Here is a 26,302-nt window from a genome sequence, read left to right as displayed (position 1 = left end):
GAATCAATGCATCGTGTCGGGATGATTCACCGCAAAAGGATGGTACTTTGTTTTGTCAGATCCACCTGCCGTTTACTCATCGCAAGGATTATCCTCATGGCTGGTATGAAAAAAATATTGACTGGCGCGTTGCTGGGCACCACGCTTCTTCCGGCTTTGGCCATTGCCGCGCCGGCGCCCGCAGCAACCTTTACCCCGGAGCAGGAAGCCCGCATTGGCAAGATTGCCGCGGATTACTTAGTCGCGCATCCGGAGGTGCTGCTGCAGGCGAGCCAGAAGCTTCAGCAGATTCAGCAGGAACAGCAGGCGAGCGCGGCAACTCAGGCCGTGATTAAAAACCAGGCTGCGCTGACCCAGGATAAAAATACCCCGACCTACGGACCGGCGAATGGCAAGGTAACCGTGATCGAATTCTTTGATTATCAGTGCATTTACTGTAGCCGTCTGGCACCGGTGATGGAGCAGGTGATTAAAGAAAATCCGCAGACCCGGTTTGCATTTAAAGAGTGGCCTATTTTCGGCAGCCGTTGGGAAAGCTCGCTGACGGCGGCGAAGACCGGCCTGCAAATTTACCAGCAGAAGGGCGCAGAAGCTTACCTGACCTACCATAACGGGATTTATGCCACCGGGCATAACGAAGGGAAGCTGACGGCCGCGGATGTACAGCAGCAGGCGAAGAAGGTGAATTTCGACGCGAAGAAAGCGCCGGATGTTGAAGCTGTCCTCGAGAGCACCAACCAGCTGGCGCAGGAGATTGGCTTAAGCGGAACGCCGGGCGTGATCGTGATGCCGACCACCGGCGCGACCGAAGCCACGATCACCGTCTTCCCGGGACTGGCTGATAAAGATTCGCTGGATGCGGCGATTAAGAAGGCCGGCGGTAACTGAGGATTCAGAGCCGCAAGAGCCCACCTGGCGGTGAGTTCTTCACATCACGCTTTCGCTGTAAGGCGTCACGAAGAGTCCGTATTGCAGAAAGCAAAAAACCAGCCCTCAGGCTGGTTTCTTTAAATAAGTGGTGCCCGGACCCGGACTAGCGCCGCAGGCGTTGAACAGCGCGCTTGTCGCGCTGGCCCCGAAGGGGTGAGCGGCATGCCGCGAATAATCGAACCAAGGACACGGGGATTTTCAAAGTCCGTGTCAGATTTAGAGAGAAAATGTTAGAGATTTAAGCGTTGAATCATCCCCTGATGAGCAGGAAATTTTCAGTTTTTCATCTGGGTTTTCAACATTGTCGAGAACTCAAAATCAAAACTAGCTTCGTTACTGATAGCATTCGACATGAAATCCTGACAAGACCGAATTTCGATATATTCCTTTCGAGGAATTTTTCTCTGAGAAAATGAAGGTCCTTGGAAAATAATTGGGTGAGCTGGCTCGCATTGAAGGTGAAATGGCGATTCACATCAAGGACCATTTCAGTGAGTTATCTGATCTACTGAGTGCAGTTAAAGGTGTTGGGGCTGCGACTGTTGCTGTATTGCTGGCTGAAGTTCCTGAGCCTGGTTCGCTCTCTCGACGTGAAATTAGCGCTCTTATTGGGGTTGCTCCAGTAAACAGGGATTCCGGCACGATGCGCGGTCGCTGAACAGTATTCGGAGGGCGAGCTTCCGTGCGTACAGCTCTCTGTATGTCAGCTCTGGTTGGGACGAGGCACAACCCGGTAATAAAAGAGTTCTATACACGCCTGGTTGCCGTAGGAAAGCCTAAAAAAGTTGCACTGACGGCCTGCATCAGAAAATTGCTGACCATCCTGAACGCAATGCTGAAAAAGAATGAAGCATGGGATCCGATGTATCACCAGCATGCTTCGTAGTCGCGCTCGAAAGACAGTTGCTATGCTCAAACTATAGGGCAGGATTGTCTACCGGGGGGGCAGTCCAGACACACAAGCTCAGTGTGTTGATACCTTTGATGCGTTAAGTTTCAGGGAAAGAGTATATTTTTCCCTATTTTTTTGTGATTAACATCACCATTTTTAATAATTTTGATATATATCAGTGTATTAGTGATATCCTTTATTTTTGTAAGGAGAATATTTTTCTCCATTTTTGCCTGATTAGAGGGAAAATAGGTAAGATTTTCTTCCCTGCCTAATATACATTTTAACTGTGGTTGAAGGACGCAAATCACTATGTTGATGATGAAATGGCCATCTATTCTCTGGCTATTAAACGAGGTTTTGGTTGTTGTTTTATTCGCCAGCTTCGCTGACCACATAAATATAAGCTCACGATATTTTATGACTAATAATAGTTTGAGTGTACCCTATGAAAACCAGAACTAAAGATATTGCAACTCTGGCCGTTCACGCCGGAAATCAGTCCGATTCGGTAAATAACGCTATATTTACCCCAATTGTCACAGCCAGCTCATTTATACAACCTAATCTTCACGAAGGCGGTGATTTTTGTTATTCCCGTGTTTCTAATCCAACGAGAAAAGCCTATGAATCTGCTCTGGCAGAACTGGAAGGAGGAATTTATGCTACAGCCACGGCTTCGGGAATGGCTGCTACGAATATCGTGATGGAATTATTGCCTAAAGATGCCCATATTATTGCAATGAAAGGTGTCTATGGCGGAACCTGGCGGTTGTTTGAGAAACTAAAAACTCACACCACCGGCGCAACTATTTCCTATATTGATCTTAATGATGAGCAAAGCCTGGTTAACAGTATTCAGGAAAATACGGCCTTAATCTGGATTGAAACGCCAACTAATCCGTTGCTGGAATTAGTCGATATCGCGAAGGTTTGCTGTATTGCTAAAGAACATGCTATCACCACCTGTGTCGATAATACTTTTGCCAGCGCCTGGAACCATAAACCACTCGAAATGGGAGCGGATATAGTGATGCTCTCTACCAGTAAATATATCGGCGGGCATTCAGATTTAATTGGCGGTGCGGTAATTACCAATAATGAAGCTTTAGCGTCCCGACTCGACTTTATTAAAACGACTATCGGTTCTATTGCCTCACCTTTTGATGCCTATCTTGCCTTGCGCGGTATGAAAACGCTTGATCTGCGCATGGAACGCCAGTGCAGCAACGCTCATCGTGTTGCGGAATATCTGGAAAACCATCCGGCGATTGCCAGCGTCTATTATCCTGGCCTGCCATCGCATCCTCAGCATCAGTTGTGCAAGGCTCAAATGCGCTCAGGTGGTGCGGTGGTAACTGCGACGTTGAAGGGTGATATCCAGAGTCTTAAACGTTTTATCGGTGGGCTGCACTATTTTGTGCTGGCGGAGTCGCTGGGTGGGGTGGAAAGCATGATTAACCATTCGGCTTCTATGTCCCATGGTTCGATGTCAAAAGAAGAGCGGGAAGCCATCGGGGTTTATGACACTACGCTGCGTTTTTCCGTTGGCATTGAACATATCGATGATCTGCTACAGGACCTGGACATAGCCTTCGCTTCTATGGACATCACACAGGGTAACTATCATGCATGATTATGGAATCTGGACGATTATTACCCCGCTGGTCACCATTATTCTGGCGATCCTTACCCGCCAGGTGATCCTCTCGCTGCTTACCGGCATTTTCGTCGGCTACACGGTGATTAACCACAGTATTATTCAGGGGGTTGGCGGTACCCTGAACGGGATCATAGAAACATTTGCTTCCGCCGGTAATACGCGAACGATTGTGTTTATGGTGATGATCGGCGGCATTATGCGGCTGATTGTGGTGACTGGCGGTGTGCGTAAACTGGTGCAGTTTCTCTCGGAGAAAAATGATTTTGTCACTAATAAAAAGTCAGTACAGTTGCTGGCAATGGTGGTGACATCGTTAATATTTATCGAGAGTTCAATAAATCAGCTGATCGCTGGTGCATCCACTAAAAATCTTGCCCGACGCTACAAAGTTTCGCCAGAAAAGATGTCCTACATTATCCAGACCTCCTGCGTTTCCGTCTGCTCATCAGTGATGATCAACGGCTGGGGGGCGGCGATGATGGGGGTTATCGGCGTACAGATTGCGCAGGGTTATCTTACTGGCGAACCTTTTGAGGTGCTGGCCAGTTCGATGGTCTGGAATGTCATGGCCTGGTTCTCATTAGGTTCCGTTCTCTTTTACATCCTCTCTGGCTGCACCTGGGGACCGATGAAAAAGGCTGAAGTGAAGTTTGAAACTGCGCTGACGGAAATAGAACAAGAACATGGTGAAGAAGATGCAGATCCGGTGATTGACCACCCGGCATGTAATTCATTGCTGAACTTCTTTATCCCGATTCTTTCCACGGTATTAATGGTTCCTGTTGTTCTGTATATCACCGGTGATGGGCAGTTCTCCAAAGGCAGCGGCTCTATGTCGGTCTATTCCGGCGTAATGTTCGGTACCGTGGTCTCATTCATCTGGTTCAAAGTGCGCGGCATTCTCAACGTTGAGAACTTTTTCAAAGAGCTGTATATCGGCTATGCCAGCATGGTTAAAATTAGCTCAATCATGATTCTGGCCTTCCTGATGGGGCATATTTCTGCGGAGCTGAATACCGGGCAGTATATTGCTTCTATAACCTCCGGTGTGATTCCATCCGGCTTCTCCATCGGCTTTATCTTCCTGATTGCGGCGGTAATGTCTCTGGCAACAGGTACCTCATGGGGAACCTTTGCCATTATGATCCCGATTGGTGTTCAACTGGGTGTGTCATTAGGCATTGACCCGCATTTTATGATTGGTGCAGCTATTTCAGGATCAATTTTTGGCGATATGACTTCCCCCATCTCCAGCGATGCTATCGTCGCCTCAATGGCGACTAATTGTGACCATATTGAACATATTCGTACTCAGATGCCTTATGCGCTGGTGACCGGAGGACTTGCTCTCATTGTCTATTTAATTGTCGGTTTTACTCTTTAACCCAAACATTATTTAAGGATTGGCTATGACTGAGGTTATTACGACAGAACATGCTCCACAAGCAATTGGCCCCTACATTCAGGGGGCGCGAACCGGTAATTTTATTTTTACTTCTGGCCAGTTGCCCATTAATCCGCAGACGGGAAGCATTCCTGAGTGCGCCGAAGGCCAAACCCGGCAGAGCCTGGAAAATATTCAGGCTATTATTGAGGCCGGAGGACTGACGGTCGACAATATTTGTAAAATTAATATTTTTGTGAAAGATCTGAATGAGTTTGCCGCAATCAATAATGCTTATGCTGAGTTTTTCACCCGGCATAACGCTTCTTTCCCTGCGCGTTCTTGTGTAGAAGTCGCCCGGCTACCGAAAGATGTGAAAGTAGAAATTGAAGCAGTGGCCTGGCAAAGCTAATTCAATGTAAATACGACTCTACGGCGGCTCATCAGCCGCCGTTTTTATTTGAAGGGAAAGTTTATGTCTGTAAAAAACTATTTGCATAGCTTACCGCGCGTCTCGCTGGTGGGGGGCGTCACGCCCGTTCAGCATCTGAAGCGACTGTCGGAATATTTACAGCGAGATATTTATATCAAACGCGACGATGTTTCGCATCTTGGTATGGGCGGCAATAAGCTCAGAAAGCTGGAGTTTCTGGCGGCAGATGCCCTCAATAAAGGTTGCGATACGCTGGTGACCGCCGGGGCAATTCAATCCAACCACGTACGCCAGACTGCGGCAGTCGCCGCACATCTTGGGTTAAAATGCGTGGCGTTGCTGGACAACCCGATTCAAACCGCAGAATCTAACTATCTCTGGAACGGCAATCATCTGCTATATAGCCTGATGGGCTGTAAGGTTGAAATGGTTGATGAACTTAACGATCCAGACGCGCAGTTGCAGCAGTTTAGTGCCAGGCTTTCGGCAAATGGAGCGAAGCCCTATATTGTTCCTGTCGGCGGTTCAAACGCTCTCGGTTCACTGGGCTACGTTGAATGTGCGCTGGAGATAGCGGAACAGTGCGATCGGATGAATCTGAATGTGCAGTCCGTGGTGGTACCTTCCGGGAGTGCAGGAACGCATGCCGGGTTAGCCGTTGGTTTTGCCCATTTCCAGCCTGATGTGGAGGTCGTGGGCGTGACCGTTTCTCGCCTTGTTGGTGATCAGCAGCCCAAAGTGGAGAAGCTACAGCGCGAATTATCCGCGATGCTGGACGTGGCGTCATTGTTGCCTCTGACGCTGTGGGATGACTACTTTGCACCGCGCTACGGCATGCCGAATACCGAAGGGATGCATGCGGTGGAACTGCTGGCGCGTCTGGAAGGCATCATGTTAGACCCGGTATACACCGGTAAGGCGATGGCAGGTCTGATTGATGGCGTGAAAAAATCGCGCTTCAACGGTAGTGGGCCAGTGATGTTTATCCATACCGGCGGCGCACCAGCGCTCTTTGCTTACTATCCTCACGTCTGATTTACTGCTTTAAACGAGAATTCAAACCACTCCAGTGCCAGCGGGCCGGAGTGGTTTTTTTACGTGTCATGGTCAGGGAATATAAAACGGGGGAGTCTGAGGGGATTTCTGCCGGGCGACGACGGGCAACCTTGCCCGACCTGAAATATTTAGTGTCGCGCAAACAGTCTAATAACGCTTGTGCGCCATGATTTCGATAATTTGTCGGTCGGTGTGCTGCATGGCCTGTCCGGCGATAGCACAAAGATTACAAATGGAGTTTTCCACATCACGCTCGACAATCCCGTCGTTTCCGGAAACGACAGTATTATCCAGCGCCAGCAGAATTGCTTTCCAGGCAGAAGAGATACTGGTGGATACTTTCATTGAACAACTGCCAGAAGCACCATCGCAAATTATGCCGCTGACGTCGCCAATCATGTTATTGACCGCCATAGCTATGTTTTCATAACTGCCGTCCATTAACCAGATAATCCCCGCTGCAGCGCCCATACCGGCGGTTGTAGTGGCGCACAAAGCCGACAGCCGCGGAAGTTTACAGTGGATATAGATAGCCACCAGATGCGAGAGCGCCAGCGCACGGGCCAGTTGCTGCTGGCTGGCGTTAAGACGTTCAGCGGCCACCACTACCGGCATGGTTGCCGTTATACCCTGATTGCCTGAACCAGAGTTGGTCATTGCCGGTAGCGTTGCACCGCCCATTCGGGCATCAGACGCGGCGCTGGTCCGGTAGAGGATCTCGGTAAACAAATCATCGGAAACCAGCCCCTTGTCGACCTGGCGCTTCAGCGTCGGGCCGATATGCAACCCCCACTCCTTTGCGAGACCTTTTTTTGAAAGGGCGTTGTTCATCGATCCTGCGTCGAGAATAAAATCGAGCTCTTCCGGGGGAATATCACAAATGAAATTGTAGATATCACGCAGCGAGCTGCTGGCGACCCTGTCCAGCGGGTTAATAGTATCTTCGCAGGTATTGTTCTCTGGCTTGATAAACAGAGACTGCCCCATTTTTTCAATTGCCACCACGTTGGTATGGTCGCCAACGATAGTTACCGTGGCGTGCTGATCCCCGGCGTAAACTTTGGCACGAACGAAGATGATTTCATCACAGGGTTCCTGCAACGACACGCGCACAGCACCGACCTCCAGCAGAGCTCTGGCGGCGTTAATCTCACGCTTAGTTGCTTTTTTGAGCACTTCGAGTTTAGCCTGCGGATCGCCTGCAATAGCGCCTAAGGCGGCTGCTATGGGCAGACCGGTCATTCCCGTGCCCGGGATTGTCACACCCATACCGTTTTTCATTAAGTTTGGCGAGACTGCTACTTCGATACGCACAATTGCGCCTGGCAGCTGCTGCGCCGCTACGGCGCAGGCGAGGGCAACCGATACGGGTTCGGTACAGCCTAAAGCGGGTTTGACTTCCTGTTTCAGAGCATTAATAAACGCGTTCCATTCAACACGGTTTTCCCGGTGTGACATGACTGAGCCTCTGGGTCGGTACAGAAAAATGTCCGTCGAGTTATTGAGTGTGTTCTCGACCTTGATTTGCGTCTGCAGCCCGAGTTTGTCAGAACGACGTAGCTCCGAACGACAGAAACGATAGTAAGAATATTACCGCACCCGCCAGAGAAAAAAGTTGCATCTTTAGTTTGTGAATGTGCTTTGAGAGAGAAAAAAATTCTTTTTTATGGCTTTTTAGAGTCGTGACGCAAATTTAATGTTGTTGTGTTTTTTGTCTTCTGGGTGATTGATGGCAGGCATTGATGTAGTTCCTCCCCGTTGTTCTGAAACTCATGGTGTAATCCGAAGCGGTCATTCCAGTTCAGGCAGCTTTATCGCTGTAATTAATGCCTGAGACCTGACGGCGCTAACTTTACCTTCTATATGACCGAAGCCTGGTCTATGTCGCAGGCCTCAACCAGCCATGCTATCAGCAAAAAATACACCCAGAGAATAGAACGACATAATCTTAACCTGCTGGCTGCGGTCTGCGCGCAAGACCATCTGCTTTTCGAAGTCAGAGGCAATGCACAATAAGATCATTGGTGAGTGTAAGCATCCCTGTAACCCGCATCACTTACTGGAGAAGGGAGTAAGTTGATTGAAGGAGGGCTGGTAACTGATTGTATTGAGAACCGTGAACAAGGTTGGGAATCCTTCCCAGGGTTGTGAGGGGTTGAACAAGCCTGTCGGCACGGTAATGTTTTGCACATATCAGAATCGAAGCGATGATACTTTCCTACCCCAGACCAGACAAAGACCGGATTCTGCCTTGCTGTGATGAATCCACGAGATAGGCTATAAGTTGGAAATAGTGTTGATTGGCAGCGTGAAGACCAGCAGACGTTGGCACAGCGACCAGAAGAGCAGGGAGGTGCTAAAGGTAAAGGCTCAGGCGGCGAGTGGTGGTTACAGTGCTAAGGCGACCAGAAATCTACCGGAACCCCAGAAAGCAAAAAACCCGCCAAAGGCGGGTTCTTCTAAATAGTGGTGCCCGGACCCGGACTCACGCCGCAGGCGTTGAACAGCGCGCTTGTCGCGTTGGCCCCGAAGGGGTGAGCGGCGTGCCGCGAATAATCGAACGGAGTTCGATGGAGAGTCCGTATTGCAGAAAGCAAAAAACCAGCCCTCAGGCTGGTTTCTTTAAATAAGTGGTGCCCGGACTCGGACTCACGCCGCAGGCGTTGAACAGCGCGCTTGTCGCGCTGGCCCCGAAGGGGTGAGCGGCGTGCCGCGAATAATCGAACGGAGTTCGATGGAGAGTCCGTATTGCAGAAAGCAAAAAACCAGCCCTTAGGCTGGTTTCTTTAAATAAGTGGTGCCCGGACTCGGAATCGAACCAAGGACACGGGGATTTTCAATCCCCTGCTCTACCGACTGAGCTATCCGGGCAACGGGGCGCATTAAACCGTAATCCATCCTGTGCGTCAACCAAATTTCTTGATTTCCCTGCTGATTGCTTAACTTTGCGGCAGTTTTGCCGCGAAAGGGGCATTTTGCTGGTTCATCACATCATCCCGTTGTCACCTTCGCGGATTTTCCAGCCGCTGACGGCAGAGATAACGCGGCGCAATCCGGATACGGAGTAACCGCCGATGAGGTCTTCGTCTTCCCGCGGCGAGCCGATCATAATTTCCGCATCGACGCCGTGGCGGTAGGCGCCATGATGGCTGATGACGGTACCAATAAAGCATTTCCCACCGAGCCAGACGGGGATATAGGCCACCGTTTCATAGACGTAGTAAGAGGCGACGCCGCTGTAGTAGTTATCCGCTTCATCTGATGATGTACCGGGCGGGATAGGGCAGATGGGCCCGTCTTCCGCGTGACCTTTTTTATCTTTCAGCAGGTTGCTTTGCATCAGTTCCAGCGATTTGAGTAAATCGTCCCGCTCCTGTGCCGTGAGCGCCGGAGTCAGCGGCCGATCTTTTTCCGGTGAACTTAGCGTCTCCAGCCTGTAGCGATAGCGAATCGTCACGGCAGGACTCCTGTCCGTCGGGCTGAAGGGGCGCAGCAGATACAGGTTGTCTTCGCCGAACTGGCCGTTGTACCACAGTGCATACACCTGGCCGTTGATTCTGACCCACTGGTTCCACTGATTGGCGCCGCGGCCGTTGAGGGAAAACAGCGCCCCGGGTACGCCAGCATCGAAATCATCGTCGTCATCGGTATCGCTATGATCTACGGTATCAAACGTATTATCCCCCCGCCTCAGCACGCCGGTGTAGCTGAAGAGCCCGGTCCCGCCGATATAGCTGTCGATGATTAAATCGCGCTTACCGTCATTATCAAGATCGACCAGCGTGAAGCTGACCTTACCGTTTTCTGAGTCGGCGCTGATATCGGAGTGAAGAAAAGCCTGCCACTCATCGTCGCTGATATCGGCCGCGGGTTTGTTGGTCGATACCAGAGAGTCATCCGCGTAGGTCAGCGTAAAATTCGTGACGTGCCCGGTGAGCGGGAACTGCCCGGCAACTTTTTTCAACGCCAGTTCCGGGTTGCTCTTTTGCTCTTTCAGCACCGCGTTATACAGCGTCTTGAGCGCCAGATTATCGGCATCCTTCTGCTGTTTTGGCCGCACCTGACTGACGAACGTGGGCAGCATCCAGGTGCCGCCAGGCGTGATTTCACGGCACATACCGGTCGTGTATTTCAGACTCTGCACGAAGGTTCTGCCGTCCCACACCCGCTCCTCACCGTTGACGCAGTCGGCGATGCCGCGCCCTTTGGTGAAAAAGGTGATCACGCCATCGGCATAGCTGGATGCATCGGTGGTGATCGGCTGTGGTTTAGCGAGAGGGGTATTTTCCACCACCCACATTGCGTACCCGTCGTTATATGCGGCGCGCCAGCACAGGGCCTCGATGAGTGAATGGGTTTTATCGAGAGGGGTTGTGGTTATCTGCCGTTCCTGAGGCGGAATATCTTTATTTTGCCAGTCATCACAGCGGCTGTTCAGCAACGGGGTCAGTTCTGGCAGCAGCTTCTGCCGCTGTTTTGCCGTCAGCGGTTCGCTCTGGGCGTTGCGGAGCGTCGGGGCGGCGATAATTTCCGGAGCCGGAACGGCGCTGAGCGTGTTGTCATCGTCGGCATCGCCTTTTCGCACCAGCGCATCTGCGCTGCCCAGACGCTGCTGAAACTCATCAATCTTCAGAAACACCGCGCTGCTGCCCGCGCTGGAGAGCGGTTTACGCTGGCCGTTAAGGGCAATTTCGATACGATTATCATGCTCCAGCGCCTGAATCAGGGCGGCGGTTTGGCTGCTGTCGAAGCGAAAATGGCTGTCGTCTTTGGCCTCCAGCGTACCGCGATCCTGATTGTCGATCAGCAGGTTAACCGTGGCGTCCTGGGGAATATCATGATCGGTCTGGGCGAAGGTCACCTGAGCGCTTACGCGCTGTCCGGCGCCCGCATTACGGGTCAACAGGACGCTGATTTCCCCCATGTTGACGCCATAACCTGCGGCCCGACAGGTGCCGGTATTATCGCAGGCGACTTCCCAGTCTTTATGCGCGAAAGAAAAACCCTGAACAGGCGCGGCCAGGAGCGATGCAGGGCATAGCCCCATGATGGCAGCCCATAGGAGAGGACGCATATAAATCCCTGTAGACATATCGATGTAGGGGGAATTATACCCTTCGCACTTCAAGTTGCATCTCTGTTGACAACGGGTGCGGTACCTCATGACCTGCCGTAGGTCATGAGGACACGGCTGCCCTGACGCGTCCTCTTCCGGGGAGAGATGGGCGGCTTAACGTCGGTAAAAGCGCAATCAGGTTAAGGCGCCACCCGCCCGACATTGGGCAAAGCGCAGAATATCTTCTGCCAGGCGTTGGGCGGTATCGACATCGGCCTGACTGCGTTTTATCAGCAGACGGCTCAGGCAGCCTTCAACAATCAGCTCCATCTGTTTGGCCACCATTGCCGGGTCGTCCACTTCCAGCTGGGTCAGCAGTTCGTGGGTATTGGCCAGAGAAGCCTGCTTTTGTTGCTCCGCCAGCTGATGGATAGGGTGCTGGGCATCCGGATAAAAGGTGCAGGCGGCGATAAACAGGCAGCCGGGATAGCGATGGTTGCTCACGCATTGGGTTAATGCGCCGTAGCGCGCCAGCAGCTTTTGCTCCGGCGTGAGCGTGTCGTCGAGCAGCAGCTGACGGCGCCAGGCATCAACCTGATGACTGAGGTAACGCAGCGCATCGTACAGCAGCGCTTCACGATCGGGCCAGAAACGCTTGAGGTCAGCGAGCGGGTAAGAGACGCGTTCGGCGACCATTTCCAGCGTGGTGTTGGCAATACCTTCAATTTCGAGAATTTGTATGGCTTCACCCAGGACATCTTCACGTTGCACGGTCTTCTCCTCCATTTTTCCTCCTAAAGTGTCGTTCACGGTTGCCAATCGTGCAAATGGGCGCTGAATGTCGCCGCATCCATAAACCCGGTGACGCGCTGCGCGGGCTGCTCTTCGCCCTGCCTGTTAAAGAACAGAATGGTCGGCAAGCCGAGCACCTTCAGGTGTTTCAGCAGAGCCACATCCTCGGCGCTGTTCTTCGTCACGTCTATCTGCAACAGAACGGTCTCTTTCAGGGCCTGTTGTACTTCGGTCGTGCTAAAGGTGTATTTTTCGAACTCTTTGCAGGCGACGCACCAGTCGGCGTACAGGTCGAGCATAACCGGTTTACCCTTTGCCTGCGCCAGCGCCTGGTCGAGCTCCGCGATGTTACCGATCTGCGTAAAGGACAGCGGTGACTGCTGCCGGGCTACCGGCTCGCCAAAAGCCCAGTCCTGCAGCGGACGTGCGCTGACCAGCGCCGCACCGAGCATGATGATTTGCACGAGGCGCAGCCAGGGGCGGGATGCGCCGAGCGCGGTAATAAAAGCCCAGCTAAAGAAGGCCACGCCCAGCAGCGACCACAGGCGCAGGCCCCAGAGTTCGCCGACGATACGCTCCAGCAAAAAGACCGGAAGCGCCAGGATCACAAAACCGAATGCGGTCTTCACATGGCTCATCCACGGGCCGCTCTTCGGCAACAGACGGTTGCCAAATACGGTGACCAGGATCAGCGGCAACCCCATGCCCAGCGCATACAAATACAGCGTGCCGCCGCCGAGCCACAGGTTGCCGCTCTGGGCAATATACAGCAGGATGGCGCTCAGCGGCGCGGTGGTGCAGGGCGAACAGATCAGTCCGGCAATGGCTCCCATCGCAAAGACGCCGCCGGGTGAACCGCCCTGGCGTTTGTTGCTCATCAGCGTCAGACGGGTTTGCAGCGATGAGGGCAGCTGCAGCGTGAACAGACCAAACATCGACAGCGCCAGCAGGATAAAGACCGCAGACAGGCCAATCAGTACGTACGGATGCTGCAACGCCGCCTGAAACTGCAAACCGGCGGCGGCGACCACCAGTCCCAGCGCGGTATAGGTGAGCGCCATCCCCTGCACGTAGATAAAGGCCAGCAGCAGCGCTCGCCCGGTAGAGAGTCGCTGTTTTCCGCCGAGGACAATACCCGAGATCAGCGGATACATCGGCAGCACGCACGGCGTGAAGGCGATACCGATACCTATCAGCAGCGCCCATAGCGCGGAGAAGGGCAGGCTGGCTGGCGCATTCTCGCCGGCGTCGCTCTTCTCCTGCCGGGCAGGCTGCTCGGGTTTGGTCGCCAGCTCAGGACGCTTTTCAACCGGCAGCGGCGGATTAAATTTGGGTTGCCCGGACGAGGGGAGCGCCGGATGGGCGGGGACCGACTCGCCGTTGGATACGGCCAGTACCGTGCGAAGCGGCACCACTTTTGTCTCCGGCGGATAGCAGAAACCCGCATCGGCGCAGCCCTGATATGTCACGGTGAGCGTCGCGCCTTGTTCCGCCTCGCTCAGCGTGACCGGGATGGTGAGCCGCTGGCGGTAAATCTCACTCTTGCCGTAAAACTCATCCTCATGCCACGTGCCGGGCGGTAGCGCCGATGCGGCGAGGGTGGCATTCGCCGGCGTCAGTTTTATCTGCTGGCGGTAGAGGTAGTAACCCTCTTTGATTTGCCAGGTCAGGTTGACGTCCCGCTGGCTCTGCTGGAAATCAAAGGCAAAAGCCTGGTCTGCGGGAACAAAGTCAGAGCGCCCGGGGGCGTCAAATAATCCGGCGAAAGCGGATGTGCTGCAGAGCAGCAGAATCAGCGTAATGATGCGTTGAGCCATGAGAGGTAATCAGTGTCTCCGTGAGTGACGGGTAAAACCAGTAATTCGGGGGTTTGATACGGGTGATGGGACTTCAGGCAATCCAGTAACGCCTGCTGGTGAGCCCGGTCGGTTTTCAGCAGCATTTGCACTTCATACTCCTGCTCCAGCTTGCCTTCCCAGTAGTAGAGCGATGTCGCTCCAGGCAGAAGTGTGGCACAGGCGGCGAGCTTTTCGGCCAGCACTTTGGCCGCCAGATCCTGGGCGGTGGCTTCATCCGGCGCGGTACAGAGAACAACAACAGCATCAGGCGTAGTCATCGTGAACCTCGTATCAGCGAAAAGAGGCACTATAGCACGCACGATGAGGGGAATAATGAAACGGGCCAGGAAACTGGCCCGAATTTAAGCAGATTTACAGCATGATGCCGCCGATAATGAAACCCAGAATGACGCACAGGGTGATGGCAATCACCCCTGGGATCAGGAACGCATGGTTAAAGACATACTTGCCGATACGCGTTGACCCGGTGTCGTCCATTTCGACCGCCGCCAGCAGCGTAGGATAGGTTGGCAGCACGAACAGCGCGGAGACGGCAGCAAACGAGGCGATGGCGGTCAGCGGGGTGACGCCAAGCAGCAGCGCAGCCGGCATCAGCGCTTTGGTGGTCGCGGCCTGGGAGTAGAGCAGGGTCGCGGCGAAGAACAGCACCACCGCCAGCAGCCACGGATAGTTGTGCAGCAGGTCGCCGGCTACGGTCTGGATGTCGGTGATATGCGCTTTGACGAAGGTATCGCCCAGCCAGGCGACGCCCAGGACGCAGACGCAGGCGCTCATCCCGGATTTAAAGGTGCTGGCGTTGAGCACTTCGCTGGTGTCGATTTTGCAGGTGACGCTAATCAACGTGGCGATGGTCAGCATGAACACCACGATCGCTTCGTTACGCGGCAGCACCGGGTTCTGAATCAGCCCGACGGTATCGCTGATGGCGGTCGCGTAGAACATGACCGCCACGATGCCGATCAGAAACAGCAGCACCGAACGCTTTGCATGAGGTTTCAGCTCGAAAACCTGGCTCCCGCGCAGCTTCACTTCACCTTTTGCCAGACGTTCCTGATAAATCGGATCGTCTTTCAGTTCGCAGCCGAGGAAGTTACAGACCACCGCGGTGATCATTACCGCAATCAGCGTCACCGGAATACAGATGGCCAGCAGCGTCAGATAGCTCACGCCCAGCGGCTCGAGGATCCCGGCAAAAAAGACCACCGCAGCGGAAATCGGCGAGGCGGTAATGGCAATCTGCGAGGCGACGACGGCGATAGAAAGCGGACGGGACGGGCGAATGCCCTGTTCTTTGGCGACCTCGGTAATGACCGGCAGGGTAGAGAACGCGGTATGACCGGTTCCCGCCAGCACGGTCATAAACCAGGTGACCAGCGGAGCAAGGAAGGTAATGTATTTCGGATGGCGTCTGAGCATACGCTCGGCAAGGCTGACCAGATAATCCATGCCTCCGGCCACCTGCATTGCGGCAATAGCGGCGATAACCGCCATGATGATTTCAATGACGTCGAAGGGAATCGCGCCAGGTTTGATTTGAAAGAGGAGCGTCAGGACGAGGACGCCCAGACCACCGGCAAAGCCGATGCCGATACCGCCGAGCCTGGCTCCCAGGTAAATCGCCAGCAGGACAATCACGAGTTCTGCACCAAACATATACGCCTTCCTTGTTTTTTAACAAGTTGATATTGAATTGTTGTGATTTAGTAAACCTAAAAATGCAAAAAAGGCATGTCATTGCTGACATGCCTCTGGGTAGTTTAACCTGAAAGCTTACTGTTCGCTTTCATCGGTATAACGCTTCGCTTTATAGGCCGGATGCATCAGGTTTTGTGGCGAGAAAATATCGTCCAGTTCCGCTTCGGTCAGTAATCCACGCTCCAGAACCACTTCCCTTACGCTCTTGCCGGTTTCGGCGCAAATCTTGCCGACAATATCGCCATTGTGGTGGCCGATAAACGGGTTGAGATAGGTGACGATACCGATGGAGTTATACACATAGCCTTCGCACACCGCTTTGTTGGCGGTAATGCCGTTAATGCATTTTTCCAGCAGGTTATAGCAGGCGTTAGTCAGGATGTGGATAGATTCAAACATCGCCTGGCCAATAACCGGCTCCATGACGTTCAGCTGCAGCTGACCGGCTTCCGAGGCCATGGTCACCGTGGTGTCGTTGCCAATGACCTTGAAGCAGACCTGGTTGACCACTTCCGGGACGACCGGGTTAACTTTCGCCGGCATGATCGATGAACCCGCCTGCAGCTCTGGCAGGTTGATTTCGTTCAGACCCGCGCGCGGGCCGGAAGAGAGCAGGCGCAGGTCGTTACAGATTTTGGACAGTTTCACCGCCAGACGCTTCAGCGAGCTGTGTACCATCACGTAGGCGCCGCAGTCGGAGGTGGCTTCAATCAGATCTTCCGCCGGAACCACCGGCAGGCCGCTGACTTCCGCCAGTTTTTGTACCGCCAACTGCTGGTAGCCATCCGGTGTATTCAGGCGCGTACCGATGGCGGTGGCGCCGAGGTTAACTTCGAGCAGCAGTTCTCCGGTACGCAGAATGCTTTTGATTTCTTCATTCAGCAGCACATTAAACGCGTGGAACTCCTGGCCGAGCGTCATCGGCACGGCGTCCTGCAGCTGGGTACGCCCCATTTTCAGGACATCCTGGAATTCGACGGCTTTATTCTGGAAACCGTCACCCAGCTGGTTGATGGCGTCGGTTAATTTCAGCAGGGACGCATAAACCGCGATACGGAAACCGGTCGGGTAGGCATCGTTGGTGGACTGGCATTTGTTAACGTGGTCGTTCGGGTTCAGGTACTGGTATTCACCTTTCTGATGACCCATCAGCTCAAGGCCAATGTTGGCCAGCACTTCGTTGGTGTTCATGTTGACGGAAGTGCCTGCACCGCCCTGGAACACATCAACCGGGAACTGGTCCATGCATTTACCGTTATTCAGAACTTCATCGCATGCGGCAATAATGGTGTTCGCGACGCTTTTAGGAATGGTTTGCAGTTCCTTGTTGGCCATCGCGGCGGCCTTTTTGACCATCACCATGCCGCGCACGAACTCAGGGATATCGCTGATTTTGCTATTGCTGATGTAGAAGTTTTCAATCGCTCTCAGAGTATGAACACCATAGTAGGCGTCAGCTGGAACTTCCCTGGTACCCAACAGGTCTTCTTCGATACGAATGTTGTTTAACATGTGAACCTTCTTTTTCAAGCTGCCAATGAATTCACCAAATACGCAGAATTTATGGGATTTTGCGCATTTTCTTGCCGAAGATTATTTCCTTAATCGGCCCGGTGCCCACGATCATATGCTGATGATAGCGAATGTCAGCAACCTTGATCACTTATTATGTCGAGAAGGGTATAAGAATTATTAATCTGTGAAATGAGTCACCGCTTTGCCGTTCTTGAAAAAAAATAAGCGCTTCTGCCGATTGAAATGCGCTGTTTTAGCCCAATATTGATGTGATGCGAAAAGCACACCGATGACTGCGGGGGCCGATAGTGAACCCCGCTAATGAAGGAGACGCCAGTGCGTTGGATTCCGTTTATTGCCATTTTTTTATACGTTTACATTGAGATATCGATCTTTATCCAGGTGGCTCACGTGCTTGGCGTTCTGTTGACGCTGATTCTGGTGATCTTTAGCTCGGTGGTCGGTATGTCGCTGGTGCGCAACCAGGGCTTTAAAAACTTTATGCTGATGCAGCAGAAAATGGCGGCTGGTGAAAGCCCGGCTGCAGAAATGATTAAAAGCGTATCGCTGATTATTGCCGGTCTGCTGCTCTTGCTGCCGGGGTTCTTTACCGATTTCCTCGGCCTGCTGCTCCTGCTGCCGCCGGTGCAAAAACACCTGACCCTGAAGCTGATGCCGCACCTGCGCTTTAGCCGGATGCCCGGCGGTGGTTTTAGCGCCGGAACCGGAGGCGGTGAGACCTTTGACGGGGAGTACCAGCGCAAAGATGAAGAGCGCGACCGTCTGGATCACAAAGACGACCGCTAAGCCATCAGCCCCGGCATGGCCGGTCTGATACGGTAATAAAGATGATGAGCCGGATATGCGTTGCGCTATCCGGCTTTTTTTATGCGATGTTTCATTTCCGATGAGGGGAGGGCAGTGCTGCCGCACGGCGCTTTGGCAGCCACAGCCACAGCGCGGCCATAACCAGCAGGGCGTACAGGCTTTTCCAGCCGACCATCGCCAGTAACAACAGGCAGAGCAGGCTCCCGATGAACGCCAGAACCCGATAGCGCCCCCGCAGCAACCGGCAGCCCGCCAGCATGCACAGCAGATAAATCATAATAAAGATGCCGTTGGCATAGACGATCAGCGCATCAAGGTCGATATCCAGCCAGTAGATGCCTAGCGTGCTGATGACACAGCAGCCCAGCACCACGTTGAGCGCATTGCGTGGGATTTGCTGCGGCGAGAGGCGGGCGAGGTAGCTTTCTGGCTTGTACTGCGCCTGCGACCAGACCAGACGGGCAAAGCTCTGAATATAGATATTGAGGCTGGCGAAGCAGGCAAGATAGCCAATGACGCAGGCGATCCACAGCGCCTGCACGCCAAACAGACGCACCACGATATTGGGCAGCGATGCGGCGGCGGCCATATCGCTGCCGAAGGCGTGAAAATGCAGGACCAGTACGGTACAGGCCCAGTAAACGGAGCCCGCCAGCAGCAGACCGATCATTAGCGCACGGGGGAAATCGCGCTCCGGGCGTTTAAATTCCGATGCCAGGTGGGCGAAGGCTTCAAGGCCGACGAAACACCAGAACATCACCGACAGGGCGGCAAAAAGCCGGGAGCGATCGATATCTTCCGGCGCCGGAAAGGGAATTTGCGCCGGGCTAATCCCGCCGCGCCACCAGATAGCGGCGATCAGCGCGACGATCAGAACCGCTACCAGCGTTTGTAGATTCGCGCTGGAGCTTGCGCCCCGCGACCCGACCCACCAGACGATGGCCAGCGTACCCAGCTCCGCGAGCAGCAGCTGGCTGTCGTGCCAGCCAAACAACGCCTGACCGAAGCCGGTGGCGATATGCAGCGCCGCCGGTAGCCCAACCGGAATGACCGACAGGAACAGCCAGCCGGTGACGCGTTCCATATGGCCACCAAACGCCATATTGACGAAGTGCGCCACGCCGCCCGCGCTGGGGAAGTGGCGACCAAGAACGGCAAAGACGATCGCGATCGGGAAGACCAGCAGAATAAGCGCGGGCCACGCCCACAGGCTGTTATCTCCCGCAACCAGCGCGGCAAGAGCGGGAACGGCGAAAACGCCGGTGCCAAGTAGCGACGTAGAAAGCAGCCCCACTCCCTGAGCCAGACCTAACTCCTGTTTTAAACCACTCATGATGCCATCCTGCCGTGACAAAAGATCGATGGTATCACAATCGTTTTTGCTTATGACGGTGGCAGACCTGCATCTGTTTCTGTGCGTTAGCGCACGCGGAAAATTTTTTTTTAACTTCCCCCCTTGAAGCGCGAAAACCCACCCCCATCTCTCAGGCACTAGCCGGAAAACCGTATACGGGCCGGTGTCACCCATAACTGATAATGACTTTCTCAAAGGAGAGCTATCAATGAGTATTCGTCCGTTACATGATCGTGTGATCGTCAAACGTAAAGAAGTTGAAACCAAATCTGCAGGCGGCATCGTTCTGACCGGTTCTGCGGCAGCCAAATCAACTCGTGGCGAAATCATCGCTGTCGGTAAGGGCCGCATCCTGGAAAACGGAACTGTGCAGCCGCTGGACGTTAAAGTTGGCGACATCGTTATTTTCAACGACGGCTACGGTGTGAAATCTGAAAAAATCGACAATGAAGAAGTGCTGATCATGTCTGAAAGCGACATTCTGGCAATTGTTGAAGCGTAATTCGCGCGCGAAACTGAACGAATTTGAGGAATAGAAAAAATGGCAGCTAAAGACGTAAAATTCGGTAACGACGCTCGTGTAAAAATGCTGCGCGGCGTGAACGTACTGGCAGATGCAGTGAAAGTGACCCTGGGCCCGAAAGGCCGTAACGTGGTTCTGGATAAATCTTTCGGTGCACCGACCATCACCAAAGATGGTGTTTCCGTAGCGCGTGAAATCGAGCTGGAAGACAAGTTCGAAAACATGGGTGCGCAGATGGTGAAAGAAGTTGCCTCTAAAGCGAACGACGCTGCAGGCGACGGTACCACCACCGCAACCGTACTGGCTCAGGCTATCATCGCAGAAGGCCTGAAAGCCGTTGCTGCTGGCATGAACCCGATGGATCTGAAACGCGGTATCGACAAAGCTGTCGTGGCTGCCGTTGAAGAACTGAAAACGCTCTCCGTACCGTGCTCCGACTCTAAAGCTATTGCTCAGGTTGGTACCATCTCCGCTAACTCCGATGAAACCGTAGGTAAACTGATCGCGGAAGCGATGGACAAAGTCGGTAAAGAAGGCGTTATCACCGTTGAAGATGGTACCGGTCTGGAAGACGAACTGGACGTCGTTGAAGGTATGCAGTTCGACCGCGGCTACCTCTCCCCGTACTTCATCAACAAGCCGGAAACTGGCGCTGTTGAACTGGAAAGCCCGTTCATCCTGCTGGCTGACAAAAAAGTCTCCAACATCCGCGAAATGCTGCCGGTTCTGGAAGCCGTTGCGAAAGCAGGCAAGCCGCTGGTTATCATCGCTGAAGATGTTGAAGGCGAAGCGCTGGCAACTCTGGTGGTCAACACCATGCGCGGTATCGTGAAAGTCGCTGCTGTTAAAGCACCGGGCTTCGGCGACCGTCGTAAAGCTATGCTGCAGGATATCGCTACCCTGACTGGCGGTACCGTTATCTCTGAAGAGATCGGTATGGAGCTGGAAAAAGCGACTCTGGAAGACCTGGGTCAGGCAAAACGCGTTGTGATCAACAAAGACACCACCACCATCATCGATGGCGTGGGTGAAGAAGGCGCAATTCAGGGCCGCGTTGCTCAGATCCGTAAGCAGATCGAAGAAGCGACTTCCGACTACGACCGTGAAAAACTGCAGGAGCGCGTAGCGAAACTGGCTGGCGGCGTTGCGGTAATCAAAGTCGGTGCAGCTACCGAAGTTGAAATGAAAGAGAAAAAAGCGCGCGTTGACGATGCTCTGCACGCAACCCGTGCTGCGGTAGAAGAAGGTGTTGTTGCTGGTGGTGGTGTTGCGCTGGTTCGCGTTGCCGCTAAACTGGCTGGCCTGACCGCTCAGAACGAAGATCAGAACGTCGGTATCAAAGTTGCGCTGCGCGCGATGGAAGCTCCGCTGCGTCAGATCGTGTCCAACGCCGGCGAAGAGCCGTCTGTTGTTGCTAACAACGTGAAAGCGGGTGAAGGCAACTACGGTTATAACGCGGCAACTGAAGAATACGGCAACATGATCGACTTCGGTATCCTGGACCCGACTAAAGTGACTCGTTCTGCTCTGCAGTACGCTGCATCCGTTGCTGGTCTGATGATCACCACCGAGTGCATGGTGACCGACCTGCCGAAAAGCGACGCAGCCGATTTAGGCGCTGCTGGCGGCATGGGTGGCATGGGCGGTATGGGCGGCATGATGTAATCGTGCGCTATACCCCTTAGAAACAAAGAAACCCCCGGGCAGAAATGCTCGGGGGTTTTTCTTTTTCTCATCTTTTTAGTATAAGGTGTACATCCGGGCCAGCGCGTCCAGCTCATTGATCATGGGGAATAACATGCAGGTAAGATATTTAGCAGGGATTGTCGGCGCAGCATTATTGTTAGCGGGTTGCAGTTCCAGCAACGAACTGAGCTCAGGCGGACAGAGCGTACGCTTTGTTGAAGATAAGCCGGGTGCGGATTGCCAGCTGTTGGGGACCGCGACGGGCAAGCAGAGCAACTGGCTGTCCGGGCAGAACGGTGATGAAGGCGGCTCCATGCGTGGTGCAGCTAACGCGCTGCGCAACCAGGCTGCGGCGATGGGCGGCAACGTGATTTATGGCGTGAGCAGCCCGACGCAGAACCTGCTGTCGAGCTTTGTGCCAACCGATAGCGAAATGAACGGCCAGGTCTATAAGTGCCCGAACTGATGTGATTCCGGGCCTCTTCCGACGAGGGTAAGAGAGGCTCGGGCGATCTCCGCGCGTTCAGTCAGGCTGTGAATCGGAGGTCTGCCAGCTTTTCCCCGGCAGACCTTTTCACGAATGTTGTTTTAAGCCCAAATCCAGCGGCGTCTTACTTGGCTCACCGCCGATTTCCCGTGCCAGTCTTGGTACCATATAACCTGAAACCAACGTCAGCAGTTCGCGCATAATGGCCCGGGCCTCTTCATCTTCGACCATAAAATGGGCCGCGCCCTGGACTTTATCCAGCACGTGCAGGTAATAAGGCATGACGCCAGCATCGAACAGGGCATTGCTCAGAGCGGCCAGCGTGTGTGCATTGTCGTTGACGCCGCGCAGCAGAACGCTTTGATTCAACAGCGTGACACCGGCTTGACGCAAGCGCGCCATCGCAGCGCGGAAATCTGCATCAATTTCATTGGCGTGGTTAATATGATTGACCAGCAGCACCTGCAGCGATGAGCTGGCAAAGCGTGCGGCCAGCGCATCGGTAATCCGCGCCGGGATGACGACAGGCAGGCGGCTGTGAATGCGCAGACGCTTAATATGCGGGATAGCTTCCAGCTGGGTGAGCAGCCAGTCCAGCTCATGGTCTTTCGCCATCAGCGGGTCGCCGCCGGAAAAAATAATTTCATCGAGCTGCGGATGCGCGGCAATGTACTCCAGCGCCGCCTGCCAGTTACGCTTATTGCCTTGATTTTCGGCATAAGGGAAGTGTCTGCGGAAGCAATAGCGGCAATTTACCGCGCAGCCGCCCTTGACCAGCAGCAGCGCCCGGTTGCGGTATTTATGCAGCAGACCGGGTACCACGCTGTGCTGTTCTTCCAGCGGATCGGTGGAAAAACCCGGTGCTGAAATAAACTCATCTTGCGAGGTAAGTACCTGACGAAGCAGGGGATCGTTGGGATTCCCCGGCTCCATACGGGCGATAAATGCCCGCGGCACGCGCAGGGCGAAGAGGCGTTTTGCCTCGCGTCCCGCCAGCAAGTTCGCGTCAGCGTCTACATTTAAAAGATGCAGCAGTTCATCGGGACTGGTCACAACATCTGCAAGTTGCGTTAACCAATCTTCTCTGGATGGGGTATTTAGGGTTACAATATGCGCCATTTTGTGGCTTAGCTACCAATTAACAAATTTAGAGGGCCTTATGGCGACTTACTATAGCAACGATTTTCGTGCCGGTCTTAAAATCATGATGGACGGCGAACCTTATGCCGTTGAAGCCAGTGAATTCGTAAAACCAGGCAAAGGCCAGGCTTTTGCCCGCGTTAAGCTGCGCCGTCTGCTGACCGGGACTCGCGTAGAGAAAACCTTCAAATCTACCGATTCCGCCGAAGGCGCAGACGTTGTTGATATGAACCTGACCTACCTGTACAACGACGGTGAGTTCTATCACTTCATGAACAACTCCACTTTCGAGCAGCTGGCTGCCGATGCGAAAGCCGTAGGCGATAACGCAAAATGGCTGCTGGATCAGGCTGAGTGCATCGTGACCCTGTGGAACGGCCAGCCTATCTCCGTCACCCCGCCGAACTTCGTTGAGCTGGAAATCGTGGAAACCGATCCAGGCCTGAAAGGCGATACCGCAGGTACCGGCGGTAAACCGGCGACGCTGTCTACTGGCGCAGTGGTTAAAGTTCCGCTGTTCGTTCAGATTGGCGAAGTCATCAAAGTGGATACCCGCTCTGGCGAATACGTATCCCGCGTGAAGTAATTCATGCCATAGAGGGTTGGCGCAGCAGCGTGCTGCGCCTGCTATAGCCGTTAAGGAAATAGCCGTTAGGGAAACCGCAGGTCATTAACCGCAGGCAGGGAAGATGAACAACGCGATAAAACTTCTGCTGGTGCTCTCTCTGAGCGCAACGTTGCTTACCGGATGCAATACCGCCCGCGGCGTTGGCGAAGACATCCAGGGGCTGGGGCATGCGATTTCGCGTGCGGTCAGCTAAGCGCCTTTTTGGCCGATCTTTTGCTTTGATCACCGCTTCGCTGTACCGTTTCGCTTACACCTTCCGCTAATTCTCTCCTTTTCTCTTAAAAAACGCTGAGATTCCGCCATCCTGGGTCAGGTTGTCTATGCTTATAGGGCACGATAACTAAAACTGGTAATAAGGATGACATTATGGTGAAAAAAGCAATTGCAGCGTTCTTTACGGTTTTGGCCCTCTCTTCTGTGCTGACCGCATGTAATACAACACGTGGTGTGGGTCAGGATATTTCAGAAGGCGGCAGTGCCATTTCTGGGGCTGCGACAAAAGCTCAGCAATAGACCCTGACGGTACGGTGACTGGCCGTACCGTTCTTTCCATCGTCCCTGCTGCTGGTTATAATCTCCGTGCTTTCATCCACACCTTACGGGACGACCTGTAAGCGTATCGCATTCGGGGACGGCCCCATCAAGGGGGTTTTGTGTCCTGGTTTATCTTGTTTATCGCCGGTCTGCTGGAAGTGGTCTGGGCGGTTGGTCTGAAATACACCCACGGTTTTAGTCGCCTGGTGCCAAGCGTGATCACGATTGTGGCTATGGTACTTAGCATGGCGCTGCTGTCATGGGCGATGAAAACGCTGCCTGTCGGCACCGCCTATGCGGTGTGGACGGGAATTGGCGCAGTAGGCGCGGCGATCACCGGGATCGTCCTGCTGGGCGAGTCCGCCAGCGCCATGCGTATTGCCAGCCTGGCGTGTATCGTTGTCGGTATTATCGGGCTGAAAATCAGCGCGCACTGACTAATAGCGCTGGTTAACCCAGATAAGTTTGCTGACGTCGAAGCCCTGTCGGGTGGCGATGTCCAGCATCTGCTGTTTCACTTCCGGTGAGACTTTCGGCGAGCGGGCCAGTAGCCAGAGATAATCGCGGTCTGGCCCGCAGACCAGCGCGTAGCGATAATCTTTATCCAGGGCGATCACGTTGTAGCCGCCGTAGAAAGGGCCGAAAAAGGAGACTTTCAGCGCTGCTCGGGTCGGCTGGCCGGTGAAGTAGGCCACGCCATCGGTTTTCTGCCACATGCCCCGGTCGGGGTTATAGCCTTTGTTTACCACATCTAGTCCGCCATCATCGCGCAGGCTGTAGGTGGCGGTCACTTTTTCAAGACCACTTTCAAACTGATGGTCGAAGCGGGCTATTTCATACCAGGTGCCGAGATAGCGCTGGGTATCAAATGGACTGACCACCGTTACGCCTGGTGGCGGCGTTGGCGTGCTACAGGCAACAAGCAGAAACGAGGCGGCAACAACCGCAATAACAGGCAGCACACGCATAGCATTTTCCTTGCTGGCTTTTTAGCTAAGTGTAGATTCTGTCTGGAGAAAAGTGGGGATATTTTCTGCAAAAGAGAGCCCGATAACAGAATGCTACCGGGCTTCAGGGAGGTTAAATGAATAACACGCCAATCAGCGTCACAACGGTCAGGATCGCGGCCAGGCCGTAGAAGACCCACTTACCATTCGGAACGTGAATTTTCAGGTCGTGCATGGCGTGATGGATGCGGTGTAGCCCGCACCACAGCGGCAGGACGATCATCAGGAAGATAAAGGCGCGGCCCACAAAGCTCTGGGCAAAGCCCAGCACGCGTTCGTAGCTGAATGCATCGCCTGGCGCCAGGCCTAGCGGCAGCAGAATACCGACCAGTAGCACCATGACCGGAGCGACAATCGCGCCCCACATGCCACCTGCGCCAAACAGCCCCCAGAATACCGGTTCATCGGAACGTTTCGGGTTGGGATTGATCATTTCAGCCTCCTTACCAGAACAGGGCAACAAACAGGATCACCACGGTCACCAGCGCGGTCACCACCCAAAGCCCTTTAATCACCGGCTCTGGCCCCATTTTTTCACCCTTAATAATGATATTGGCGGCTTTCGGCGCCAGCTCAAACCAGGTTTTTGTGTGCAGCAGGGCGGCACACAGGGTGATAAGGTTCAGGACCACCACCACCGGGTTTTGCAGGAAGCCCACATAGCCAGCCCAGCTTTCTGCGCCATGCTTCAGGGCAAACAGACCGTAAATCAGCACGATACTGAACCATACCGTTGGCACTGCGGTTCCTTCACGCACCATATAGAAGCGATAAAACGGCAGTTTTTTCCACCAGGTGGACGTCATCGGCCGCACGTAGGGTTTGCGTTTAGTCGTCATC

At 53.7% G+C, this 26,302-nt stretch carries 25 protein-coding genes, 1 tRNA gene and 2 pseudogenes; 15 read left to right on the top strand and 13 right to left on the bottom strand.

Annotated elements, in window-relative coordinates:
• The first annotated feature begins 96 nt into the window (after nucleotides 1–96).
• From OQV00_RS24395 to OQV00_RS24370, 6 genes and pseudogenes are all read left to right on the top strand, one after another.
• A complete protein-coding gene (locus tag OQV00_RS24395; RefSeq protein WP_064359446.1) occupies nucleotides 97–888 on the top strand; it encodes a DsbA family protein in 792 nt (263 codons plus the stop codon).
• A 481-nt stretch (nucleotides 889–1,369) separates the two neighbouring features.
• A pseudogene (locus tag OQV00_RS24390) lies at nucleotides 1,370–1,816 on the top strand (transposase); the annotation flags it as partial.
• A gap of 454 nt (nucleotides 1,817–2,270) precedes the next feature.
• A complete protein-coding gene (locus tag OQV00_RS24385; RefSeq protein WP_048025256.1) occupies nucleotides 2,271–3,458 on the top strand; it encodes a trans-sulfuration enzyme family protein in 1,188 nt (395 codons plus the stop codon).
• Nucleotides 3,451–4,869: a Na+/H+ antiporter NhaC family protein gene (locus OQV00_RS24380; protein WP_015585340.1), complete on the top strand. Its 1,419-nt coding sequence runs from the start codon at nucleotides 3,451–3,453 to the stop codon at nucleotides 4,867–4,869. The genes OQV00_RS24385 and OQV00_RS24380 overlap by 8 nt, the downstream gene beginning before the upstream one ends.
• A gap of 25 nt (nucleotides 4,870–4,894) precedes the next feature.
• Nucleotides 4,895–5,281 (top strand): RidA family protein, encoded by a 387-nt coding sequence (locus OQV00_RS24375; RefSeq protein ID WP_048025259.1) that lies wholly within the window; start codon nucleotides 4,895–4,897, stop codon nucleotides 5,279–5,281.
• A 63-nt stretch (nucleotides 5,282–5,344) separates the two neighbouring features.
• Nucleotides 5,345–6,337: a D-cysteine desulfhydrase gene (locus OQV00_RS24370; RefSeq protein WP_015585338.1), complete on the top strand. Its 993-nt coding sequence runs from the start codon at nucleotides 5,345–5,347 to the stop codon at nucleotides 6,335–6,337.
• Between the two features lie 168 nt (nucleotides 6,338–6,505).
• On the opposite strand, the gene OQV00_RS24365 is transcribed toward OQV00_RS24370, so the two are convergent.
• On the bottom strand, nucleotides 6,506–7,816 hold the full coding sequence (locus OQV00_RS24365) for an L-cysteine desulfidase family protein (protein WP_015585337.1): 1,311 nt from the start codon (nucleotides 7,814–7,816) through the stop codon (nucleotides 6,506–6,508).
• A 390-nt stretch (nucleotides 7,817–8,206) separates the two neighbouring features.
• Between OQV00_RS24365 and OQV00_RS24360 the strand changes: the two are divergent.
• Nucleotides 8,207–8,438: pseudogene (locus OQV00_RS24360) on the top strand (IS1 family transposase); the annotation flags it as partial.
• Nucleotides 8,439–9,153: 715 nt separating this feature from the next.
• Here the strand turns inward: OQV00_RS24360 and OQV00_RS24355 are convergent.
• The 7 genes from OQV00_RS24355 to aspA all read right to left on the bottom strand — a co-directional run bounded on the left by OQV00_RS24355 (nucleotide 9,154) and on the right by aspA (nucleotide 17,272).
• Nucleotides 9,154–9,229, bottom strand: a tRNA-Phe gene (locus OQV00_RS24355).
• 115 nt (nucleotides 9,230–9,344) lie between these two features.
• On the bottom strand, nucleotides 9,345–11,432 hold the full coding sequence (locus tag OQV00_RS24350; RefSeq protein ID WP_266279552.1) for a DUF1176 domain-containing protein: 2,088 nt from the start codon (nucleotides 11,430–11,432) through the stop codon (nucleotides 9,345–9,347).
• Between the two features lie 177 nt (nucleotides 11,433–11,609).
• A complete protein-coding gene (locus OQV00_RS24345; RefSeq protein ID WP_015585335.1) occupies nucleotides 11,610–12,185 on the bottom strand; it encodes a transcriptional regulator in 576 nt (191 codons plus the stop codon).
• Nucleotides 12,186–12,220: 35 nt separating this feature from the next.
• Nucleotides 12,221–14,023, bottom strand: coding sequence for a protein-disulfide reductase DsbD (locus OQV00_RS24340; protein WP_211843848.1), 1,803 nt, complete (start codon nucleotides 14,021–14,023; stop codon nucleotides 12,221–12,223).
• Complete coding sequence (gene cutA / locus OQV00_RS24335; RefSeq protein ID WP_004856939.1) at nucleotides 13,999–14,322, bottom strand: divalent cation tolerance protein CutA; 324 nt, start codon at nucleotides 14,320–14,322, stop codon at nucleotides 13,999–14,001. The genes OQV00_RS24340 and cutA overlap by 25 nt, the downstream gene beginning before the upstream one ends.
• 94 nt (nucleotides 14,323–14,416) lie before the next feature.
• Nucleotides 14,417–15,718, bottom strand: a complete 1,302-nt coding sequence (locus tag OQV00_RS24330; RefSeq protein ID WP_004856943.1) for an anaerobic C4-dicarboxylate transporter — start codon at nucleotides 15,716–15,718, stop codon at nucleotides 14,417–14,419.
• Nucleotides 15,719–15,835: 117 nt separating this feature from the next.
• A complete protein-coding gene (gene aspA, locus OQV00_RS24325) occupies nucleotides 15,836–17,272 on the bottom strand; it encodes an aspartate ammonia-lyase (protein ID WP_004856946.1) in 1,437 nt (478 codons plus the stop codon).
• A 339-nt stretch (nucleotides 17,273–17,611) separates the two neighbouring features.
• Here aspA and OQV00_RS24320 point away from each other — a divergent pair, with 339 nt between their 5' ends.
• Nucleotides 17,612–18,082 (top strand): FxsA family protein, encoded by a 471-nt coding sequence (locus tag OQV00_RS24320; RefSeq protein ID WP_004856948.1) that lies wholly within the window; start codon nucleotides 17,612–17,614, stop codon nucleotides 18,080–18,082.
• A gap of 91 nt (nucleotides 18,083–18,173) precedes the next feature.
• Here OQV00_RS24320 and yjeH read toward each other — a convergent pair whose 3' ends face one another.
• Nucleotides 18,174–19,436 carry an L-methionine/branched-chain amino acid transporter gene (gene yjeH, locus OQV00_RS24315; protein ID WP_004856950.1) on the bottom strand — a complete coding sequence of 421 codons (1,263 nt, stop codon included), beginning with the start codon at nucleotides 19,434–19,436 and terminating at the stop codon, nucleotides 18,174–18,176.
• Between the two features lie 229 nt (nucleotides 19,437–19,665).
• On the opposite strand from yjeH, the gene OQV00_RS24310 reads away from it, so the two are divergent.
• The 3 genes from OQV00_RS24310 (at nucleotide 19,666) to OQV00_RS24300 (ending at nucleotide 22,132) form a co-directional block, all read left to right on the top strand.
• Nucleotides 19,666–19,959, top strand: a complete 294-nt coding sequence (locus OQV00_RS24310; RefSeq protein WP_003855929.1) for a co-chaperone GroES — start codon at nucleotides 19,666–19,668, stop codon at nucleotides 19,957–19,959.
• Nucleotides 19,960–19,998: 39 nt separating this feature from the next.
• Nucleotides 19,999–21,645, top strand: coding sequence for a chaperonin GroEL (groL, locus tag OQV00_RS24305; protein ID WP_004856960.1), 1,647 nt, complete (start codon nucleotides 19,999–20,001; stop codon nucleotides 21,643–21,645).
• A 133-nt stretch (nucleotides 21,646–21,778) separates the two neighbouring features.
• Nucleotides 21,779–22,132: a DUF4156 domain-containing protein gene (locus tag OQV00_RS24300; protein WP_004856962.1), complete on the top strand. Its 354-nt coding sequence runs from the start codon at nucleotides 21,779–21,781 to the stop codon at nucleotides 22,130–22,132.
• Nucleotides 22,133–22,240: 108 nt separating this feature from the next.
• Here OQV00_RS24300 and epmB read toward each other — a convergent pair whose 3' ends face one another.
• Nucleotides 22,241–23,272 carry an EF-P beta-lysylation protein EpmB gene (gene epmB / locus OQV00_RS24295; protein WP_004856965.1) on the bottom strand — a complete coding sequence of 344 codons (1,032 nt, stop codon included), beginning with the start codon at nucleotides 23,270–23,272 and terminating at the stop codon, nucleotides 22,241–22,243.
• A gap of 40 nt (nucleotides 23,273–23,312) precedes the next feature.
• On the opposite strand from epmB, the gene efp reads away from it, so the two are divergent.
• From efp to sugE, 4 genes are all read left to right on the top strand, one after another.
• Entirely contained in the window at nucleotides 23,313–23,879 is a 567-nt protein-coding gene (gene efp / locus OQV00_RS24290; protein WP_004856970.1) for an elongation factor P, read from the top strand.
• 103 nt (nucleotides 23,880–23,982) lie between these two features.
• Nucleotides 23,983–24,114: an entericidin A/B family lipoprotein gene (locus OQV00_RS24285; protein ID WP_004856972.1), complete on the top strand. Its 132-nt coding sequence runs from the start codon at nucleotides 23,983–23,985 to the stop codon at nucleotides 24,112–24,114.
• A gap of 173 nt (nucleotides 24,115–24,287) precedes the next feature.
• Entirely contained in the window at nucleotides 24,288–24,434 is a 147-nt protein-coding gene (gene ecnB, locus OQV00_RS24280) for a lipoprotein toxin entericidin B (protein WP_004097935.1), read from the top strand.
• A 140-nt stretch (nucleotides 24,435–24,574) separates the two neighbouring features.
• Nucleotides 24,575–24,892, top strand: coding sequence for a quaternary ammonium compound efflux SMR transporter SugE (sugE, locus tag OQV00_RS24275; RefSeq protein WP_004856976.1), 318 nt, complete (start codon nucleotides 24,575–24,577; stop codon nucleotides 24,890–24,892).
• Here the strand turns inward: sugE and OQV00_RS24270 are convergent, their stop codons facing one another.
• The 3 genes from OQV00_RS24270 to frdC all read right to left on the bottom strand — a co-directional run bounded on the left by OQV00_RS24270 (nucleotide 24,893) and on the right by frdC (nucleotide 26,301).
• On the bottom strand, nucleotides 24,893–25,423 hold the full coding sequence (locus tag OQV00_RS24270; protein ID WP_004856979.1) for a lipocalin family protein: 531 nt from the start codon (nucleotides 25,421–25,423) through the stop codon (nucleotides 24,893–24,895).
• Nucleotides 25,424–25,535: 112 nt separating this feature from the next.
• Entirely contained in the window at nucleotides 25,536–25,895 is a 360-nt protein-coding gene (frdD, locus tag OQV00_RS24265; protein WP_004856982.1) for a fumarate reductase subunit FrdD, read from the bottom strand.
• A 10-nt stretch (nucleotides 25,896–25,905) separates the two neighbouring features.
• The gene (gene frdC / locus OQV00_RS24260; RefSeq protein ID WP_004856985.1) at nucleotides 25,906–26,301 is read right to left on the bottom strand and encodes a fumarate reductase subunit FrdC; all 396 of its coding nucleotides are present in this window, start codon (nucleotides 26,299–26,301) and stop codon (nucleotides 25,906–25,908) included.
• Nucleotide 26,302: the final 1 nt, after the last annotated feature.

Origin of the sequence: Klebsiella sp. DY2415 (genome assembly GCF_026314315.1) — a bacterium.
GTDB classification, from domain to species: Bacteria; Pseudomonadota; Gammaproteobacteria; order Enterobacterales; family Enterobacteriaceae; genus Klebsiella; species Klebsiella ornithinolytica.
The sequence above is the reverse complement of the archived record's forward strand: the minus strand, read 5'-3'. Positions and strand labels throughout refer to the sequence as shown.

Coding starts and splice junctions, on each gene's coding strand:
- OQV00_RS24395 (WP_064359446.1), top strand. CDS start 97: ATGGCTGGTATGAAAAAAATATTGACTGGCGCGTTGCTGGGCACCACG.
- OQV00_RS24385 (WP_048025256.1), top strand. CDS start 2,271: ATGAAAACCAGAACTAAAGATATTGCAACTCTGGCCGTTCACGCCGGA.
- OQV00_RS24380 (WP_015585340.1), top strand. CDS start 3,451: ATGCATGATTATGGAATCTGGACGATTATTACCCCGCTGGTCACCATT.
- OQV00_RS24375 (WP_048025259.1), top strand. CDS start 4,895: ATGACTGAGGTTATTACGACAGAACATGCTCCACAAGCAATTGGCCCC.
- OQV00_RS24370 (WP_015585338.1), top strand. CDS start 5,345: ATGTCTGTAAAAAACTATTTGCATAGCTTACCGCGCGTCTCGCTGGTG.
- OQV00_RS24365 (WP_015585337.1), bottom strand. CDS start 7,816: ATGTCACACCGGGAAAACCGTGTTGAATGGAACGCGTTTATTAATGCT.
- OQV00_RS24350 (WP_266279552.1), bottom strand. CDS start 11,432: ATGCGTCCTCTCCTATGGGCTGCCATCATGGGGCTATGCCCTGCATCG.
- OQV00_RS24340 (WP_211843848.1), bottom strand. CDS start 14,023: ATGGCTCAACGCATCATTACGCTGATTCTGCTGCTCTGCAGCACATCC.
- cutA (WP_004856939.1), bottom strand. CDS start 14,322: ATGACTACGCCTGATGCTGTTGTTGTTCTCTGTACCGCGCCGGATGAA.
- OQV00_RS24330 (WP_004856943.1), bottom strand. CDS start 15,718: ATGTTTGGTGCAGAACTCGTGATTGTCCTGCTGGCGATTTACCTGGGA.
- aspA (WP_004856946.1), bottom strand. CDS start 17,272: ATGTTAAACAACATTCGTATCGAAGAAGACCTGTTGGGTACCAGGGAA.
- yjeH (WP_004856950.1), bottom strand. CDS start 19,436: ATGAGTGGTTTAAAACAGGAGTTAGGTCTGGCTCAGGGAGTGGGGCTG.
- OQV00_RS24310 (WP_003855929.1), top strand. CDS start 19,666: ATGAGTATTCGTCCGTTACATGATCGTGTGATCGTCAAACGTAAAGAA.
- groL (WP_004856960.1), top strand. CDS start 19,999: ATGGCAGCTAAAGACGTAAAATTCGGTAACGACGCTCGTGTAAAAATG.
- OQV00_RS24300 (WP_004856962.1), top strand. CDS start 21,779: ATGCAGGTAAGATATTTAGCAGGGATTGTCGGCGCAGCATTATTGTTA.
- epmB (WP_004856965.1), bottom strand. CDS start 23,272: ATGGCGCATATTGTAACCCTAAATACCCCATCCAGAGAAGATTGGTTA.
- efp (WP_004856970.1), top strand. CDS start 23,313: ATGGCGACTTACTATAGCAACGATTTTCGTGCCGGTCTTAAAATCATG.
- OQV00_RS24285 (WP_004856972.1), top strand. CDS start 23,983: ATGAACAACGCGATAAAACTTCTGCTGGTGCTCTCTCTGAGCGCAACG.
- ecnB (WP_004097935.1), top strand. CDS start 24,288: ATGGTGAAAAAAGCAATTGCAGCGTTCTTTACGGTTTTGGCCCTCTCT.
- OQV00_RS24270 (WP_004856979.1), bottom strand. CDS start 25,423: ATGCGTGTGCTGCCTGTTATTGCGGTTGTTGCCGCCTCGTTTCTGCTT.
- frdD (WP_004856982.1), bottom strand. CDS start 25,895: ATGATCAATCCCAACCCGAAACGTTCCGATGAACCGGTATTCTGGGGG.
- frdC (WP_004856985.1), bottom strand. CDS start 26,301: ATGACGACTAAACGCAAACCCTACGTGCGGCCGATGACGTCCACCTGG.